We start from the raw sequence: 17,616 nt of genomic DNA on the forward strand, positions 1-17,616 counted from the left end.
GTCTGTACTCGTTACCGCTGCGCTGAAACTGGTTTCAGAAAGGTATAGTGACGTCAAATTTAATAAAGTGCGGGTAAAGTTGAGTGAGAGTAATAGTCTCCTGAGATGTAACCCAATGACTAAATTATTATTCTAGGTAAGTAATCATTTCAGAACGGATTAATTTCACCCGAAACTGCATTTCATTTCTTTGACATTCTCCCCGGTTACTTTTTTATCTTCCGGGCACACTCGAACTATGCTCTGAGAGTGGCCTCGATCACACTTTTATGCTCATCCCCGCTACTCCTCCCTGTCTAATCCCCCACAGGAGGAGGAAGAGGGGAAATGAGCCAGGCACACTAGCGCCAACTTGTGTTTTCTTTCTAAAGGATGCCGATCCCCTATGTCACAGCCTACCTTCAACAAAGCTCAATTCCAGGCTGCCCTGACGCGTCAGTGGCAGCGTTTTGGCCTTCATGCTGCAAACGAGATGACGCCTCACCAGTGGTGGCAGGCCGTGAGCGGTGCGCTCGCAGAGCAGCTGGATGCTCAACCGATGGCGAAGCCTGTTAAAGGCCAGCGTCACGTGAACTATATCTCGATGGAATTCCTGATTGGCCGTCTGACGGGCAACAACCTGTTGAACCTTGGCTGGTATCAGGATGTCGGTGACGTCCTCAAAGAACACGACATTAACCTGACCGACCTGCTCGAAGAAGAGATTGACCCGGCGCTGGGCAACGGTGGCCTGGGGCGTCTGGCAGCCTGTTTCCTTGACTCTATGGCGACCGTCGGCCAGTCGGCGATTGGTTACGGTCTGAACTACCAGTACGGCCTGTTCCGTCAGTCGTTTGCCGATGGCCATCAGATGGAAGCGCCGGACGACTGGCATCGCAATACCTATCCGTGGTTCCGCCACAACGCGCAGCTGGATGTGCAGGTCGGCATTGGCGGGAAAGTGACAAAGCAGGGGCTCTGGGAACCTGCGTTCACCATTACCGGTGAAGCCTGGGATCTGCCGGTGCTCGGCTACCGTAACGGCGTAGCGCAGCCGCTGCGTCTGTGGCAGGCGAAGCACGCGCATCCGTTTAACCTGACCAAATTCAACGACGGCGATTTCCTGCGCGCCGAGCAGCAGGGCATCGACGCCGAGAAGCTGACCAAAGTCCTCTACCCGAACGACAACCACCTGGCCGGAAAAAAGCTGCGCCTGATGCAGCAGTACTTCCAGTGCGCCTGCTCCGTGGCGGACATTCTGCGTCGCCATCACCTGGCGGGCCGCAAGCTGGCGCAGCTGCCGGACTTCGAAGTGATTCAGCTCAACGACACGCACCCGACGATTGCGATCCCGGAACTGCTGCGCGTGCTGATCGACGAGCATCAGCTGAGCTGGGACGACGCCTGGGCCATCACCAGCCGTACCTTCGCCTACACCAACCACACCCTGATGCCAGAAGCGCTCGAGTGCTGGGATGAGAAGCTGGTGAAAACGCTGCTGCCGCGCCACATGCAGATCATCAACAAGATTAACGACCAGTTTAAAACCCTGGTGGATAAAACCTGGCCGGGCAACAAAGCGGTCTGGGCGAAGCTGGCGGTGGTTCACGATAAGCAGGTGCGCATGGCGAACATGTGCGTGGTCAGCGGCTTTGCGGTGAACGGCGTGGCGGCGCTGCACTCGGATCTGGTGGTCAAAGATCTCTTCCCGGAATACCACCAGCTGTGGCCGACCAAATTCCACAACGTGACCAACGGCATCACGCCGCGCCGCTGGATCAAGCAGTGCAACCCGCTGCTGGCCGGTCTGCTGGATAAGACCCTGAAGAAAGAGTGGGCCAACGACCTGGACCAGCTCATCAACCTGGAAAAATACGCCGACGACGCGAAGTTCCGCGAGCAGTACCGGGCGATCAAGCTGGAGAACAAGGTTCGCCTGGCGGAGTTCGTGAAAGTGCGTACCGGGATTGAGATCAACCCGAACGCCATTTTCGATATCCAGATCAAACGCCTGCACGAGTACAAACGTCAGCATCTCAACCTGCTGCATATTCTGGCGCTGTACAAAGAGATCCGCGAGAACCCGCAGGCCGACCGCGTGCCGCGCGTGTTCCTGTTCGGTGCGAAAGCGGCGCCGGGCTACTATCTGGCGAAAAACATTATCCTCGCCATCAATAAAGTGGCGGCGGCGATCAACAGCGATCCGAAAGTGGGTGACAAGCTGAAGGTGGTGTTCCTGCCGGACTACTGCGTCTCGGCGGCTGAAATGTTGATCCCGGCGGCGGATATCTCCGAGCAGATCTCTACCGCAGGGAAAGAAGCGTCCGGCACCGGCAACATGAAGCTGGCGCTGAACGGCGCGCTGACCGTCGGTACGCTCGACGGGGCCAACGTCGAAATCGCCGAGAAGGTCGGTGAAGAGAATATCTTTATCTTCGGCCATACCGTGGAAGAGGTGAAGGCCATCAAGGCCAAAGGCTACGACCCGGTGAAATGGCGTAAGAAAGACAAAGTGCTGGATGCGGTGCTGAAGGAGCTGGAAAGCGGCAAATACAGCGACGGCGACAAGCACGCGTTTGACCAGATGCTGCACAGCATGGACAAACACGGCGGTGACCCGTATCTGGTAATGGCGGACTTCACGGCCTACGTTGAAGCGCAAAAACAGGTTGACGTGCTGTATCGCGACCAGGAAGCGTGGACCCGCGCGTGCATTCTGAACACTGCCCGCTGCGGTATGTTCAGCTCTGACCGCTCAATCCGTGATTATCAGGCCCGTATCTGGCAGGCAAAACGCTAAGGAAGCGCGATGGAGAGTAAACGTCTGGACAGCGCCGCGCAGGCGGCGGGGATCAGCCTCAGTTACATTAATGCGCACGGCAAACCGCAGTCTATTGGCGCCGACACCAAAAGACGTTTGCTGGACGCCATGCACAAAGCCGACGCGAAAGCGTCGGTTGCGCCGGTGCCGAACGTGAAGGTATTCACCGCAGGCAAAAAGATGGCGCTGACGGTGGAGGGGCGCGGCGAGTTTAGCTGGCTGCTTACTACCGAAGAGGGGCATCAGCACAAAGGCCACGCCACCGGCGGCAAAACGCTTAACCTTCCGGCGAAGCTGCCGGAGGGGTATCACACCCTCACGCTCACCCAGGATGACCTGCGCTTCCACTGCCGGGTGATCGTCGCGCCAAAACGCTGCTACGAGCCTCAGGCGCTGCTCGAAGGCAAAAAGCTGTGGGGCGCCTGCGTGCAGCTCTACACCCTGCGTTCAGACAGCAACTGGGGCATCGGTGATTTTGGCGATCTGAAAAAGATGCTGGTGGATGTGGGCGAGCGCGGCGGCGCGTTTATCGGTCTCAACCCGATCCACGCGCTCTATCCGGCCAACCCGGAGAGCGCCAGCCCGTACAGCCCGTCGTCCCGTCGCTGGCTGAACGTGATTTATATCGACGTTAACGCGTTAGAAGACTTCAAAAACAGCAAAGAGGCGCAGGCGTGGTGGAAACTCAGCACCACGCAGCAGGCTCTCAAGCAGGCGCGCGACGCAGACTGGGTGGACTATTCCACCGTCACGGCGCTGAAAATGGCCGCGCTGCGTCTGGCGTGGAAAGGCTTTTCGCAGCGCGACGACGAGCAGATGGCCGCGTTCCGCCAGTTTGTGACGCAGGAGGGCGAGAGCCTGTACTGGCAGGCGGCGTTTGATGCGCTGCACGCGTATCAGGTGAAAGAGGACGAAATGCGCTGGGGCTGGCCGGTCTGGCCGGAAGCGTATCAGTCCGTCGACACGCCTGAAGTGAAAGCGTTCTGTGAAAAATATGCCGATGAAGTGGACTTCTACCTGTGGCTGCAGTGGCTGGCGTACAGCCAGTTTGCCGCCTGCTGGCAGGTGAGCCAGGGCTATAAAATGCCGATCGGCCTGTATCGCGATCTGGCCGTGGGCGTGGCGGAAGGCGGCGCGGAAACCTGGTGCGATCGTGAGCTTTACTGTCTGAAAGCCTCCGTGGGTGCGCCACCGGATATCCTTGGCCCGCTCGGCCAGAACTGGGGATTGCCGCCGATGGATCCGCACGTCATGGCGGCGCGCGCCTACGAGCCGTTCATCGACCTGCTGCGCGCGAACATGCAGAACTGCGGCGCGCTGCGCATCGACCACGTGATGTCCGTGCTGCGCCTGTGGTGGATCCCGTACGGTGAAACGGCCGATCACGGGGCGTACGTGCAGTATCCGGTTGACGATCTGCTGTCGATCCTGGCGCTGGAAAGTAAGCGCCACCAGTGCATGGTGATCGGTGAAGATCTCGGTACCGTGCCGGTGGAAATTGTCAGCAAGCTCCGCGACAGCGGCGTCTACTCCTATAAAGTGCTCTATTTTGAAAACGACCATGAGAAAACCTTCCGCGCGCCGAAAGCGTACCCTGAACAGTCAATGGCAGTCGCGACGACGCATGACCTTCCTACGCTTCGTGGCTATTGGGAAAGCGGCGATCTGACGCTCGGTAAAACGCTGGGTCTGTATCCTGACGAAGAGGTTTTGCGCGGCCTGTATCAGGATCGCGAGCTCTCTAAGCAGGGGCTGCTGGATGCGCTGCACAAGCAGGGCTGTCTGCCGAAACGTGCCGGACATAAGGCGTCCATGATGTCGATGACCGCGACCCTTAATCGTGGCCTACAGCGCTATATTGCCGACAGCAACAGCGCGCTGCTGGGCCTGCAGCCGGAAGACTGGATTGATATGGCGGAGCCGGTGAACATTCCGGGCACCAGCTATCAGTACAAGAACTGGCGTCGCAAGCTGTCCACAACGCTTGAGAAGATGTTTGCCGATGACGGGGTGAACAAGCTGATTAAGGATTTGGACAAGCGGCGAAAAGCAGCCGCTAAGAAGTGATAAAAAAACCCGCCAGTGGCGGGTTTTTTATTGCCCGGTGGCGCCGGGCCTACATGGATCGAGTAGGCCGGGTAAGCGTAGCGCCACCCGGCTTTTTTACATCAAACCACCATATTCAACAGCAGCACCCCGACCAGACCGCACACCGAAATAATGGTTTCCAGCGCGGACCAGGATTTGATGGTTTCACCGATCGTCAGGTTGAAGTACTCCTTGAACAGCCAGAAGCCAGGGTCGTTAACGTGAGAGAAAATCACGCTACCGGAACCGACGGCGATAACCATCAGCTCAGGGCTTACGCCCGTGGTCGCAATCAGCGGGGCAACGATACCGCCCGCAGTGATCGCCGCAACGGTCGCAGAACCCAGCGCAATACGCAGAACCGCAGCAATAGACCAGGCCATCAGGAGCGGCGACACGTTGGTTTCATGCATCATGGCAGCGATGTATTTGTCCACTCCGCTGTCGACCAGAACCTGCTTGAATGCACCGCCGCCGCCGATGATCAGAAGCATCATGGCAATAATTTTGATGGAAGAGGTCAGCGTGTCGTTGATCTGATCCATTGAACGACCGCGGTTCAGACCGAAGGTGAACATCGCGATCAGCACCGCAATCAGCGTTGCCATTACCGGGTCACCCAGGAATTCCGCAACGGCCAGGAACGCGTGACCTTTCGGCAGGATCATCTCCGCCACGGCGCGCATCGCCATCAGGATCACCGGTACCAGAGAGGTCCAGACGCTGACGCCAAAGCCAGGCATCTCTTCTTCGGTGAAGGTTTTGGCGCTGTACAGACCTTCCGGGATCGGCTTATCAATGCCTTTCAGGAAGCGGGCGTAAACCGGGCCGGCCAGAATCACGGTTGGGATCGCCAGAATCGTACCGAACAGCAGGGTTTTACCCATATCCGCGTGGAAAATGGTTGCGATAGCGGTTGGGCCCGGGTGCGGCGGCAGGAAGCCGTGGGTCACGGACAGGGCCGCAGCCATTGGCACACCGACATACAGCAGCGGGATGTTTGCCGCAGCCGCGATGGTGAACACCAGCGGCAGCATCAGCACGAAGCCCACTTCATAGAACAGCGCGAAGCCGACGGTAAAACCGGTTAACACCACGGCCCACTGAATGTGCTGTTTACCGAATTTGGCAATCAGGGTGGTGGCGATACGCTGCGCGCCCCCGCAGTCCGCCAGCATTTTGCCGAGCATGGCACCGAAGCCCATGATCAGCGCCAGGCTGCCGAGCGTGCCGCCGACGCCGGCTTTGATGGAACTGATAACTTTAACCAGCGGCATACCCTGCATCAGACCGACTGCAAGTGCCACCAGAACCAGAGCGATAAACCCGTTCATTTTGAAACGGATCATCAAGAGCAGTAATAACACAACACCGATAGCAACGATGACTAATGGCATGATTTACCTGGCCTTTGAATTGTTATGGGTAACGTCATTGTTTCAACGACAAATTCCGATTGTCCCAACTGGGAACAGAGTGTTAACGGCACTCATACTGATGCCTTCGAAACCATTAAGTTTAGTCGGCTGTTATAAGGATGCTGAGTGCCCACGAGAATGATACGGGTAACATGATGTGATTGAGAATCACCCAGGCAGGCAAAATGTGAATTATGAGACGCAGGTCAACATATAGAAGGAGAGGTAAACGCAAAACGGTAACCACGAGGTTACCGTTTTTAATGTTTTCACCCTCTCCCGTGGGAGAGGGCCGGGGTGAGGGCATCAGACCTCACTATTTTTGTAGGCCCGGTAAGCGCAGCGCCACCGGGCGATACAGACGGATACTGAATTAGTAGTAAGAGTGCTCGCCGCGCTGGTGCTCGGTCAGGTCACGCACGCCTTTCAGTTCCGGGAACTCGTTCAGCAGCTGCTTCTCGATCCCTTCCTTCAGGGTCACATCGACCATAGAGCAGCCGTTACAGCCGCCGCCGAACTGCAGGATCGCCAGACCGTCTTCCGTGATTTCCATCAGGGAAACACGACCGCCGTGGCCCGCCAGCTGTGGGTTGATCTGCGATTGCAGCAGATACTCAACGCGCTCCATCAGCGGGGCATCGTCAGACACTTTACGCATTTTCGCGTTCGGCGCTTTCAGGGTCAGCTGAGAACCCAGCTGGTCGGTGACGAAGTCGATCTCCGCATCTTCAAGATACGGTGCGCTCAGCTCATCAACGTAGGCGGTGAGCTGCTCAAATTTAAGGGCAGTGTCAGTGGCTTCCACAGCGTCCGGAGGACAATAAGAAACACCACATTCTGCATTCGGAGTGCCTGGATTAATCACAAACACGCGGATCTGCGTCCCTTCTTCCTGATTTGCCAGCAGTTTGGCAAAGTGCGCTTGTGCAGAATCGGAAATACGGATCATAGCTTTGGCCTAATAGTTGACTAAATTACCTGGGTATAATCATACGCCCATTGAAGAAGGGCTACAAGGTACGGCACAGACACCATACCTGAACCGACGCGGCGCCGCTTCGCAAAAGCAGTCGGGAAAGTTCAGCGACGGTACTGCCCGTGGTGACGACATCATCCACAATCGCGATATGGAGACCGTCGACCGGCAATTCAAGGCGAAAGGCATTTTTGAGGTTTCTTTTGCGCAGCCGGGCGCTGAGCTGATGCTGGATGGCGGTGGCATGAACGCGTGTCAGCGCGCGGGCCTCATACCGACAGCCGAGCCACCGCGCGAGGGGACGGCAGAGCAGGTCACTCTGGTTATAGCCGCGCCGCCAGTGCCGACGTCGGTATAAGGGGACATTCACCACCATGTCGATTTTCGGCAGTGCCCGGTGACGTCGCGCCTGCAAAACCGCCAGCAACAGCAGTCGGGAAAGGGGCTGTGCCAGCGAGCTCTGCCCGGAAAACTTCAGCGCGTGGATCAGCCTGTTCAGAGGCGGAACATAATCATCCACGGCTACCAGCGCGCTCCACGGTGGGGATTTTTTCAGGCAGCGGCCACAGGGCAACGATGGGTTCGTGGCCGGTAAACCACATTGTGGACAGGTCCCGATACGCCATTCCAGCGCTCGCGTACAGACGGAGCAGACGCCCCACCCGCTGAGCGCCAGCGGCATTTGGCATAGCCAGCACAAGCCGGGTACTGTTAGCATGTGCAACCTCCTTGTGAAAAAAGAGAACAGTAACTGATGAAGACGCTGTGGTGGCAGACCGTAGGGACAGGAAATTGCCATCTTGTGCTGCTGCACGGATGGGGCCTGAATGCGGAGATATGGCATTGCATAAGTGAGGAACTTGCCTCGCATTTCACACTGCATCTGGTGGATTTACCCGGCTTTGGCCGCAGCCGCGGGTATGGCGCGTTGTCGCTTGATGAGATGGCGCAGCAGGTTCTGGACGCAGCGCCGCAAAACGCGGTCTGGCTGGGCTGGAGCCTGGGCGGGCTGGTGGCGAGCCAAATTGCGCTGTCGCAGCCTGAACGCGTAAAAGCGCTGGTAACTGTGGCATCGTCACCCTGTTTTAGCGCGCAGGACGCGTGGCCAGGGATCAAACCTGACGTGCTGGAGGGCTTCCAGCAGCAGCTGAGCGAAGACTTCCAGCGGACCGTAGAGCGGTTCCTGGCATTGCAGACAATGGGCACTGACACCGCGCGTAAAGATGCCAGAATGCTGAAGCAGACCGTGCTTTCGCTGCCGATGCCGGAGGTTGAGGTGCTTAACGGCGGTCTTGAGCTTCTGAAAACGGTTGACCTGCGCGAGCCGCTCGCCGCGCTGACGGTGCCGCACCTGCGTATCTACGGTTACCTCGACGGGATTGTGCCGCGCAAAGTGGTTCCGCTGCTGGATTCACTCTGGCCGGAGAGTGAATCGCAGATCGTTGCCAAAGCCGCACATGCCCCGTTTATCTCCCATCCGACGGAGTTTTGTTCAGCGCTCATTGCGTTAAGTCAACGTTTAGACTGATTATTTTCTATCCAGCCTGGAAAAAGTAACACACCGCAACCATACTCCAGATGTCGTTGCGGTTGTTCTGCCTACGATAATCAAAACAACAATCCTATGGAGAGTCAGGCTATGAAACTTGTTACAGGTATTGTCACTTCTCTGGTTATTGGGTCACTGTCATTTGGCGTCTTTGCGGCAAAAGAGCTGGAAAAAGATAAAGTTGCCGGCATGAATTTGACGAAAATTGGTGAGATTTCTACGTCTGACACCACCGCGCCGATGGACGCGAGAAAAGAGCTGTCGAAGAAAGCGGATGAGCTGGGCGGAACGTACTACGTCGTCACCAGCGCAGAAAAACAGACCAAAAACGTACGCGCAACGGCGGACGTCTACAAGTAATACGATAAAGCCAGGCAGCGATGCCTGGCTTTGTTAACGCAGCGCCCACCACTCCCTGAGGCAGGCCTTTCCTTCCGGACAGCTTTTACAACTGCCGGAGAGACAGCCGTCGGCTTCTTCCTGAATCCGCACGGCTTTCCCAATGGCTTCCAGTCTTTCCAGCATGGCATCGATCATCGGTTGCGGCGTATGCAGGCTAAGGCTCAGCTGTTTCGCCTCCATCCGCCCTTGTAGTGCCAGCAGGTCACGAACCTGAATCAACGATGCCATGGTGTGCTCCTTAGTGACAGTCGCCCGCCGGGCTGCTGCAGCAGGTCGCGGCGGTTTTACGGTTTGCCAGCAGGTCGATGTCGACGCGGCTGCGTGCCCGCCGCAGCAGACCGAGCACGATCGCGTTAAACAGCACAACCGAGAGGATGCAGACCAGGCTGTAGCGCGGATGCTGGCTGAAGTTAACGGTTTGATAAAAGAGCGTCGACAGCGAGTACGCAATGTTTAACCCCCACAGGATGGAGAAGCCCATCCAGCCGCGGCTGGACTCGCGGGCAATCGCCCCCATCACGGAGATGCACGGAATGTAGAGCAGAACAAAGATGAGGTAGCTGTAGGCCGCGGACGCGCTGCCAAATTTCTCGCCCATCACGCCCATGGCACCCGTCGCCATTTCGCCGTCGCCTTTGCTCGCCTCAATAGGGTTCGCCAGCACGCTCAGGCTGAAGGTGTCTTTCAGGCTCTGCCAGGTCTCCTCTACCGCACCCAGCAGTTCATGACCGAGATGAAACTCTGCCGGATTAAATTCCTGTTCCTGAATGTTCTCAGCGGTGTAAAGCGTGTTCAGGGTGCCGACAACCACCTCTTTCGCCATCGCACCGGTGAACAGCCCGACGGTTGCCTGCCAGTTATCCTCATGCACGCCAATCGGTTTGAAGACCGGCGTGATGACGCGGCTGACGGAGGCGAGGGCAGAGTCGTTGATGTTATCTGCCGCCTGTCCGCTGAGGGTGAAGCTGTTCAGCGCGCTCAGGAAAATGCTGACGATGACAATGACCTTACCGGCGCGCAGCACAAAGCCTTTCAGGCGCTGCCAGGTCTGGATAGCCAGGCTTTTCAGATGCGGCACGTGATACACCGGCAGCTCCATCACAAACGGTGACGCTTCACCGCGCATGATGGTGTGCTTCAGCATCAGACCGGTGAGGATCGCCATCACGATGCCCAGCACGTACAGCGAAAAGACCGCCAGCGCGCCCTGCTGACCGAAGAAGGCTGCGGCAAAGACCGCAAAAATGGCCAGACGGGCACCGCAGGACATAAACGGTGCCATCATGATGGTCATCAGACGCTCGCGCGGCGCATCAAGCGTGCGTGCGCCCATCACCGACGGTACGTTACAGCCGAAGCCGACAATCAGCGGGACGAAGGATTTACCCGGCAGACCCAGCGCCTGCATCAGACGATCCATCACGAACGCGGCGCGCGCCATGTAGCCTGAATCTTCCAGGAACGAGAGGAACAGATACATCATGCCGATCTGCGGCACCAGAGGCAGAACGGTGTTGATACCGCCGCCGATCCCCTGTGCGAGGAAGATGGTTAACCATTCCGGGAAGTGCAGGGTGTAACCCACCCACTGAATACCGTGCACGAAGACCGCGACGGAACCCGCGTCGAAAATGGGCTGGAGTGCGCCACCGATGTTAATGGCGAGCAGGAACATCACGTACATGACCAGCAGGAAGATGGGCAAACCGAGGAAGCGGTTAAGCACAACCTTATCCACCGCTGCCGTAAAGCGGCTGGGCTCTGCCGTCAGGGCGTTGCTGACAACGTCGCAAATCGAGGCGATGGCCTGGTAACGCGCATCGGCGATGTGCAGCGCCGGGTCGTCCAGCTCGTCGCTAAGACGGGCCACCGTCGCGTCCAGCTTATCGGCCGCATGCCCGGCGTAAGCGCGGCTGTAGATATCCCCTTCCAGCATCTGCAGGCCAAGCCACAGGCGCTGTTTCGCAGGCATACTGTTGTCCATCTCCTTCGCCAGCACATTGGCTTCGCGCAGGAGAGGCTGCGCGTAATGCACCAGCTCAATGTCATGATTTCCCTGGTGACGGTCAATGGCCAGCTTCAGCGCGTCAATACCGCGAGCGCGCGTCGAGACCAGCGGAACGACCGGGCACCCCAGGCGCGCGGAGAGGGCATCGACGTCGATGCGCAGCTTTTGTTTCTCCGCAATGTCGAGCATGTTGAGCGCCACGATGCAGGGGATCCCCAGCTCCAGCAGCTGCAGCGTCAGATAAAGGTTACGTTCGAGATTGGAGGCGTCGACCACGTTGATCAGCAGGTCCGCGTCGCCGCCAAGAATATAGTGGCAGGCAATCTGCTCATCGAGCGAGGTTTGCGACGAAATGGTGGTTAAGGAGTAGGTGCCGGGAAGGTCAACCAGCGTCACCTGGTTGTCCGTTGTCGTGAACTGGCCCTCTTTACGCTCAACCGTCACGCCCGCCCAGTTGCCCACGCGCTGGCGGGCGCCGGTCAGCTGGTTAAAAAGGGTGGTCTTGCCGGAATTAGGATTGCCAATTAAGCCAATAGTTAACTTTTTCATTTTTTTAGACTCACTGAAACCGCTGGCTTGTTATCGGGATAAGGCTTCGACTTCTATTAACGCGAGGTCTTTCTTACGCAGCACCAGATTCACGCGGCGGGTTTCGATATGAACCGGATCGCCTAGCGGCGCCACGCGCACGACCTGGAATGACGAGCCGGGCAGCATGCCCAGCGACAGCAGCTTTTGCCGATAGGCCGGGCTAATTTCGCGGGTAAAACCGGTAATCTTCCATGCACTGTCTGGAGTGAATTGCATAACGCCTGATTCCACGAAAGGTTAAATTATCTACTATGGGATGATAATGAGAATAGTTTTTATCAGCAATATTAAAACTGTGACGGAATGTTGTTTACGGTATTAATTTACGGCCTGTTTGACCTTGCTCAATATTTGCTGAAATGGCTGGAAAACGAAAAGGGGAGTATTTGTTAACGGGGTGATAATTCGTGGTTTAAATATGGCTACATCCTATTTATTTTAATTTCCTGCGGCCTTCTTGCCGGGCGGCACTGCGTTTGCCCGGCCTACAAAATCGTAGGCCCGGTAAGCGCAGCGCCACCGGGCATTGACAACCTTAGCGTTTCTTACCCATCGCTGCCGCCAGCGCATCCATCATCGCGCTGTTGCCTGAAGGTTGGGCGTCACGGCCGCGCGGTTTTGCCGCCTTCGCGGCCGGGCGCTGCTGCTCGCGGCCACCGCCGTTTCCGCCGCGGCGCGCGTTGGTGTCGCCCGGCTGCTCGTCCAGACGCATGGTCAGCGCGATACGCTTGCGCTGCAGATCCACTTCCAGCACTTTCACCTTCACGATGTCGCCCGCTTTGACCACGGTGTGCGGGTCTTCAACGAACTTGTCGGCGAGGGATGAGATATGCACCAGACCGTCCTGATGCACGCCGATATCCACAAACGCGCCAAAGTTGGTGACGTTGGTCACCGCGCCTTCCAGCACCATGCCGGGCAGCAGGTCGTTCATGGTCTCCACGCCGTCGGCAAAGGTCGCCGTTTTGAACTCAGGACGCGGATCGCGGCCCGGCTTTTCCAGCTCTTTGATAATGTCGGTGACGGTTGGAACACCAAATTTGTCGTCGGTGAAATCAACGGCTTTCAGGTTGCGCAGGGCGCTGTTATCACCCATCAGATCTTTCAGTGCCTGCTGGGTGGCGGCCAGAATGCGTTCCACCACAGGGTACGCTTCCGGGTGAACGGTGGAGGCATCCAGCGGGTTATCGCCGTGGTTGATGCGCAGGAAGCCCGCGCACTGCTCAAAGGCTTTTGGCCCCAGACGGCTCACCTTCAGCAGCTGCTGACGGTTCTGGAACTGACCGTTCTCATCACGCCAGGCGACGATGTTCTGGGCCATCATGCGGGTTAAGCCCGCCACGCGGGTCAGCAGGGGAACGGAAGCGGTGTTCAGGTCAACGCCGACGGCGTTTACGCAGTCTTCCACCACCGCATCCAGCTTGCGCGCCAGCTGGGTCTGGCTCACGTCGTGCTGATACTGGCCCACGCCGATGGATTTCGGGTCGATCTTCACCAGCTCCGCCAGCGGATCCTGCAGGCGACGTGCGATAGAGACCGCACCGCGCAGGGAAACGTCCAGGTCCGGGAACTCCTGGGCCGCCAGCTCGGACGCAGAATAGACGGATGCCCCCGCTTCGCTGACGATCACTTTCTGCGCCGTCACTTTCGGGAACTGCTTCTGCACGTCGAGGTAGAAACGCTCGGTTTCGCGGGATGCCGTACCGTTGCCGATGGCAACCAGCTCCACGTTGTATTTTTCGCACAGCGCCGCCACCACGACGGCCGCTTTCGCTGCCTGGCCGGTGTGCGGATAAATGGTATCGGTCGCCACCAGCTTGCCGGTGCCGTCAACCACAGCGACCTTCACGCCGGTACGCAGACCCGGATCGAGACCCATAGTCGCGCGCAGGCCGGCAGGGGCGGCCATCAGCAGGTCGTGCAGGTTACGGGCGAAGACGTTAATCGCTTCGTCTTCGGCGCGCTCGCGCACGGTGCCCATCAGCTCGGTTTCGAGGTGCATCAGCACCTTGATGCGCCAGGTCCAGCTCACCACGCCTTTACGCCAGCTGTCTGCCGGGGCGTTGTTCAGGCGCAGGCCGAGATGGTCGATGATGATCTGCTCGCAGTGGCTCTCTTTCGGCGGCTCGTCAAACTGCGGGTCGGCGTTCAGGGAGAGCTGGAGCACGCCTTCGTTGCGGCCGCGGAACATCGCCAGCGCGCGGTGTGAAGGGGCGGTAGAGATCGGTTCGTGGTGATCGAAGTAGTCGCGGAATTTCGCGCCTTCTTCCTCTTTACCCGCGACGACGGTAGAGACGATGTGGGCATTCTTCCACAGGTAATCGCGCACTTTAGCGAGCAGGGCGGCGTCTTCGGCGAAGCGCTCCATCAGAATGTAGCGCGCGCCGTCGAGGGCGGCCTTGGTGTCCGCTACGCCTTTGTCAGCGTCGATAAATTTCGCCGCTTCGGTATCGGGATCGTGGGACGGTTCGTTCCACAGCAGGTCGGCCAGCGGCTCAAGACCCGCTTCAATCGCAATCTGCCCGCGCGTGCGGCGCTTCGGTTTGTACGGCAGATAGAGATCTTCGAGTTCGGTTTTGCTCAGGGTACCGTTAATGGCGCTTTCCAGCTCGCTGGTCAGCTTGCCCTGTTCGCCGATGGATTTGAGGATCGCCTGACGACGTTCTTCCAGCTCGCGCAGATAGCCCAGACGGGTCTCCAGGTTACGCAGCTGCGTGTCATCCAGACCGCCGGTGACTTCCTTACGATAGCGTGCAATAAACGGCACGGTGTTCCCTTCATCAAGCAGGCGAACGGCAGCTTCTACCTGTTCGGCTCTGGCCTGAATATCACCCGCAATAATGCGGCAGAGCGAATCTTTCATCATGGCTTTATCATCTGTTGAGTCGAAAAAATCAGGGGATAGTTATACGGGCTGACACGGCAAAATGCCAGCCGGGGAGGGCGCTCTCGGACTATTTTACGTAGACGATCTCATTGACGTACCAGCTGGCTTCACCGGCAGGGGTCTGAACGACGGCCAGATCGCCCACTTCCTTTTTCAGCAGCGCGCGGGCCATCGGGGAGTCGATGGAGATGTAATCCTTACGACCAAAAATTTCATCGTAGCCGACAATGCGAAAACGCAGGGTGTCACCGTCGTCGTTTTCAATCTCCACCCACGCGCCGAAGAACACTTTGCCCTCCTGCTGCGGGGAGTAATCGACAATTTTGAGATTCTCGAGGCACTTCGTCAGATAGCGAACCCGGCGGTCAATTTCGCGCAGCCGCTTTTTGTTGTACTGGTAGTCAGCGTTTTCGCTGCGGTCGCCCAGGCTTGCCGCCCAGGTCACCTTTTTGGTTACTTCAGGACGCTCTTCGCGCCAGAGGTAATCCATCTCTTTTTTGAGCTTTTCGTACCCTTCGCGGGTGATCAGGGGCGTTTTCATGGTAAAGCCTTTGCTGCCTGCCGGTTAACTGTCTTGCGCACAATACGTACCACACAGTGTAACAGACAGGATTAATAATGATTTATGTGATGAAATGAGCAGATAAGCTGCTGTTAAATATGCTTTGTAACAATTTCGACTAGAATTTATACCAGAATTAACTGGTCGAATACGTGCACTTTTTTAGAATACGCTGTTACAAAGACTATCCGAACCTTTGGGAGTACACACAATGCAAGAGAACTACAAAATTCTGGTCGTGGATGACGACATGCGCCTGCGCGCGCTGCTGGAACGTTATCTGACCGAGCAGGGCTTCCAGGTTCGTAGCGTCGCGAACGCTGAGCAGATGGACCGTCTGCTGACCCGTGAATCTTTCCACCTGATGGTTCTCGACCTGATGCTGCCTGGCGAAGACGGGCTTTCTATTTGCCGCCGTCTGCGCAGCCAGAGCAACCCGATGCCAATCATCATGGTGACGGCGAAGGGCGAGGAAGTTGACCGTATCGTGGGCCTCGAAATCGGCGCGGACGACTACATTCCAAAACCGTTTAACCCGCGTGAACTGCTGGCGCGTATTCGCGCTGTGCTGCGCCGTCAGGCGAACGAACTGCCTGGCGCACCGTCTCAGGAAGAAGCCGTCATTGCCTTCGGCAAGTTCAAGCTGAACCTCGGCACGCGCGAGATGTTCCGTGAAGATGAGCCAATGCCGCTTACCAGCGGTGAGTTTGCGGTACTGAAAGCGCTGGTCAGCCACCCGCGTGAACCGCTTTCCCGTGACAAGCTGATGAACCTGGCGCGCGGTCGCGAATACTCCGCAATGGAACGCTCTATTGACGTGCAGATCTCCCGCCTGCGCCGCATGGTGGAAGAAGATCCTGCGCATCCTCGTTATATTCAGACCGTATGGGGTCTGGGCTACGTGTTCGTCCCGGACGGCTCTAAAGCATGAGGCGAATGCGCTTCTCGCCGCGTAGCTCGTTTGCCCGCACCCTGTTGCTGATCGTCACCCTGCTGTTCGTCAGCCTGGTGACGACCTATCTGGTGGTGCTGAACTTTGCGATCCTGCCGAGCCTCCAGCAGTTTAATAAGGTCCTGGCCTACGAAGTCCGTATGCTGATGACCGATAAACTGCAGCTGGAGGACGGCACGCAGCTCGTCGTTCCCCCGGCGTTTCGCCGTGAAATCTACCGTGAGCTGGGCATTTCGCTCTACTCCAACGAAGCGGCGGAAGACGCGGGCCTGCGCTGGGCGCAGCACTACGAATTCCTCAGCCAGCAGATGGCGCAGCAGCTGGGCGGCCCAACGGAAGTGCGCGTTGAGGTCAACAAAAGCTCGCCCGTCGTCTGGCTGAAAACCTGGCTGTCACCCAATATCTGGGTGCGCGTCCCGCTGACCGAAATCCATCAGGGCGACTTCTCGCCGCTGTTCCGCTACACCCTGGCGATTATGCTGCTGGCGATAGGCGGCGCGTGGCTATTTATTCGTATACAGAACCGACCGCTGGTCGACCTGGAGCACGCTGCGCTGCAGGTCGGTAAAGGGATTATTCCACCTCCGCTGCGCGAGTATGGCGCCTCGGAAGTCCGTTCGGTGACGCGCGCGTTTAACCATATGGCGGCAGGCGTGAAGCAGCTGGCGGATGACCGTACGCTGCTGATGGCGGGCGTCAGCCATGACCTGCGCACGCCGCTAACGCGTATTCGTCTGGCGACGGAGATGATGGGGGAAGAGGACGGTTACCTTGCCGAGTCCATTAACAAGGATATCGAAGAGTGTAACGCCATCATCGAGCAGTTCATCGACTACCTGCGCACCGGGCAGGAGATGCCAATGGAGATGGCGGATCTGAACGCGGTGCTGGGCGAGGTGGTGGCGGCGGAAAGCGGCTACGAGCGTGAGATTGATACCGACCTGCAGGCGGGGGAGATCCAGGTACGCATGCACCCGCTCTCGATCAAACGTGCGGTCGCCAACATGGTGGTCAACGCGGCGCGGTACGGTAACGGCTGGATTAAAGTCAGCAGCGGGTCTGAACTCAACCGCGCCTGGTTCCAGGTGGAAGACGACGGTCCGGGCATCAAGCCCGAGCAGCGTAAGCATCTGTTCCAGCCGTTTGTGCGCGGCGACAGCGCCCGTAGCACCAGCGGTACGGGCTTAGGCCTGGCGATTGTGCAGCGTATTATCGATAACCACAACGGACTGCTGGAAATTGGCACCAGCGAGCGGGGTGGGCTGAGCATTCGCGCCTGGCTGCCGGTCCCGGTGACGCGGGGACAGGTGAAAGAGAGTTAAAAAAGGGTGGCGCTAGCCACCCTTTTTGTAGGTCGGGTAAGGCGAAGCCGCCACCCGACAA

At 57.8% G+C, this 17,616-nt stretch carries 14 protein-coding genes; 6 read left to right on the top strand and 8 right to left on the bottom strand.

What is annotated here, in order from left to right; translation table 11 throughout:
• The first annotated feature begins 385 nt into the window (after positions 1-385).
• Positions 386-2,779, top strand: a complete 2,394-nt coding sequence (malP, locus tag P346_RS03230) for a maltodextrin phosphorylase (RefSeq protein ID WP_032662247.1) — start codon at positions 386-388, stop codon at positions 2,777-2,779.
• A gap of 9 nt (positions 2,780-2,788) precedes the next feature.
• A complete protein-coding gene (gene malQ, locus P346_RS03225) occupies positions 2,789-4,867 on the top strand; it encodes a 4-alpha-glucanotransferase (protein WP_032662250.1) in 2,079 nt (692 codons plus the stop codon).
• A gap of 101 nt (positions 4,868-4,968) precedes the next feature.
• Here the strand turns inward: malQ and gntT are convergent, their stop codons facing one another.
• The 3 genes from gntT to gntX form a co-directional block, all read right to left on the bottom strand.
• The gene (gene gntT, locus P346_RS03220) at positions 4,969-6,285 is read right to left on the bottom strand and encodes a gluconate transporter (RefSeq protein ID WP_032662252.1); all 1,317 of its coding nucleotides are present in this window, start codon (positions 6,283-6,285) and stop codon (positions 4,969-4,971) included.
• A gap of 394 nt (positions 6,286-6,679) precedes the next feature.
• Positions 6,680-7,255, bottom strand: coding sequence for a Fe-S biogenesis protein NfuA (gene nfuA / locus P346_RS03215; RefSeq protein WP_003861601.1), 576 nt, complete (start codon positions 7,253-7,255; stop codon positions 6,680-6,682).
• Positions 7,256-7,316: 61 nt separating this feature from the next.
• Complete coding sequence (gene gntX, locus P346_RS03210; protein ID WP_032662254.1) at positions 7,317-8,000, bottom strand: DNA utilization protein GntX; 684 nt, start codon at positions 7,998-8,000, stop codon at positions 7,317-7,319.
• Positions 8,001-8,036: 36 nt separating this feature from the next.
• Here gntX and bioH point away from each other — a divergent pair, with 36 nt between their 5' ends.
• Together bioH and P346_RS03200 are read left to right on the top strand one after the other, a co-directional pair.
• The gene (bioH, locus tag P346_RS03205; RefSeq protein WP_032662256.1) at positions 8,037-8,810 is read left to right on the top strand and encodes a pimeloyl-ACP methyl ester esterase BioH; all 774 of its coding nucleotides are present in this window, start codon (positions 8,037-8,039) and stop codon (positions 8,808-8,810) included.
• Positions 8,811-8,921: 111 nt separating this feature from the next.
• On the top strand, positions 8,922-9,191 hold the full coding sequence (locus P346_RS03200; protein ID WP_023309499.1) for a YdgH/BhsA/McbA-like domain containing protein: 270 nt from the start codon (positions 8,922-8,924) through the stop codon (positions 9,189-9,191).
• A gap of 33 nt (positions 9,192-9,224) precedes the next feature.
• On the opposite strand, the gene feoC is transcribed toward P346_RS03200, so the two are convergent.
• The 5 genes from feoC to greB form a co-directional block, all read right to left on the bottom strand.
• Entirely contained in the window at positions 9,225-9,461 is a 237-nt protein-coding gene (gene feoC, locus P346_RS03195) for a [Fe-S]-dependent transcriptional repressor FeoC (protein WP_032662258.1), read from the bottom strand.
• 10 nt (positions 9,462-9,471) lie between these two features.
• Positions 9,472-11,790 carry a Fe(2+) transporter permease subunit FeoB gene (feoB, locus tag P346_RS03190; RefSeq protein WP_032662260.1) on the bottom strand — a complete coding sequence of 773 codons (2,319 nt, stop codon included), beginning with the start codon at positions 11,788-11,790 and terminating at the stop codon, positions 9,472-9,474.
• A 30-nt stretch (positions 11,791-11,820) separates the two neighbouring features.
• Positions 11,821-12,048 carry a ferrous iron transporter A gene (feoA, locus tag P346_RS03185; protein WP_008503050.1) on the bottom strand — a complete coding sequence of 76 codons (228 nt, stop codon included), beginning with the start codon at positions 12,046-12,048 and terminating at the stop codon, positions 11,821-11,823.
• A 319-nt stretch (positions 12,049-12,367) separates the two neighbouring features.
• Positions 12,368-14,698 carry a Tex family protein gene (locus tag P346_RS03180; RefSeq protein ID WP_032662262.1) on the bottom strand — a complete coding sequence of 777 codons (2,331 nt, stop codon included), beginning with the start codon at positions 14,696-14,698 and terminating at the stop codon, positions 12,368-12,370.
• A gap of 88 nt (positions 14,699-14,786) precedes the next feature.
• Positions 14,787-15,260: a transcription elongation factor GreB gene (gene greB, locus P346_RS03175; RefSeq protein WP_014885539.1), complete on the bottom strand. Its 474-nt coding sequence runs from the start codon at positions 15,258-15,260 to the stop codon at positions 14,787-14,789.
• Between the two features lie 232 nt (positions 15,261-15,492).
• Here greB and ompR point away from each other — a divergent pair, with 232 nt between their 5' ends.
• Together ompR and envZ are read left to right on the top strand one after the other, a co-directional pair.
• Positions 15,493-16,212 (top strand): osmolarity response regulator transcription factor OmpR, encoded by a 720-nt coding sequence (gene ompR / locus P346_RS03170; protein WP_001157751.1) that lies wholly within the window; start codon positions 15,493-15,495, stop codon positions 16,210-16,212.
• On the top strand, positions 16,209-17,555 hold the full coding sequence (gene envZ / locus P346_RS03165) for a two-component system sensor histidine kinase EnvZ (protein WP_023309494.1): 1,347 nt from the start codon (positions 16,209-16,211) through the stop codon (positions 17,553-17,555). Before ompR ends, envZ begins: the two co-directional genes overlap by 4 nt.
• The last annotated feature ends 61 nt before the right edge of the window (positions 17,556-17,616 follow it).

The sequence above is a fragment of the Enterobacter sp. DC1 genome (genome assembly GCF_000568075.1).
GTDB classification, from domain to species: Bacteria; Pseudomonadota; Gammaproteobacteria; order Enterobacterales; family Enterobacteriaceae; genus Enterobacter; species Enterobacter asburiae.

Bases quoted from the DNA above. Each gene is read 5' to 3' on its own strand.
- malP (WP_032662247.1), top strand. From the start codon at position 386: ATGTCACAGCCTACCTTCAACAAAGCTCAATTCCAGGCTGCCCTGACG.
- malQ (WP_032662250.1), top strand. From the start codon at position 2,789: ATGGAGAGTAAACGTCTGGACAGCGCCGCGCAGGCGGCGGGGATCAGC.
- gntT (WP_032662252.1), bottom strand. From the start codon at position 6,285: ATGCCATTAGTCATCGTTGCTATCGGTGTTGTGTTATTACTGCTCTTG.
- nfuA (WP_003861601.1), bottom strand. From the start codon at position 7,255: ATGATCCGTATTTCCGATTCTGCACAAGCGCACTTTGCCAAACTGCTG.
- gntX (WP_032662254.1), bottom strand. From the start codon at position 8,000: ATGCTAACAGTACCCGGCTTGTGCTGGCTATGCCAAATGCCGCTGGCG.
- bioH (WP_032662256.1), top strand. From the start codon at position 8,037: ATGAAGACGCTGTGGTGGCAGACCGTAGGGACAGGAAATTGCCATCTT.
- P346_RS03200 (WP_023309499.1), top strand. From the start codon at position 8,922: ATGAAACTTGTTACAGGTATTGTCACTTCTCTGGTTATTGGGTCACTG.
- feoC (WP_032662258.1), bottom strand. From the start codon at position 9,461: ATGGCATCGTTGATTCAGGTTCGTGACCTGCTGGCACTACAAGGGCGG.
- feoB (WP_032662260.1), bottom strand. From the start codon at position 11,790: ATGAAAAAGTTAACTATTGGCTTAATTGGCAATCCTAATTCCGGCAAG.
- feoA (WP_008503050.1), bottom strand. From the start codon at position 12,048: ATGCAATTCACTCCAGACAGTGCATGGAAGATTACCGGTTTTACCCGC.
- P346_RS03180 (WP_032662262.1), bottom strand. From the start codon at position 14,698: ATGATGAAAGATTCGCTCTGCCGCATTATTGCGGGTGATATTCAGGCC.
- greB (WP_014885539.1), bottom strand. From the start codon at position 15,260: ATGAAAACGCCCCTGATCACCCGCGAAGGGTACGAAAAGCTCAAAAAA.
- ompR (WP_001157751.1), top strand. From the start codon at position 15,493: ATGCAAGAGAACTACAAAATTCTGGTCGTGGATGACGACATGCGCCTG.
- envZ (WP_023309494.1), top strand. From the start codon at position 16,209: ATGAGGCGAATGCGCTTCTCGCCGCGTAGCTCGTTTGCCCGCACCCTG.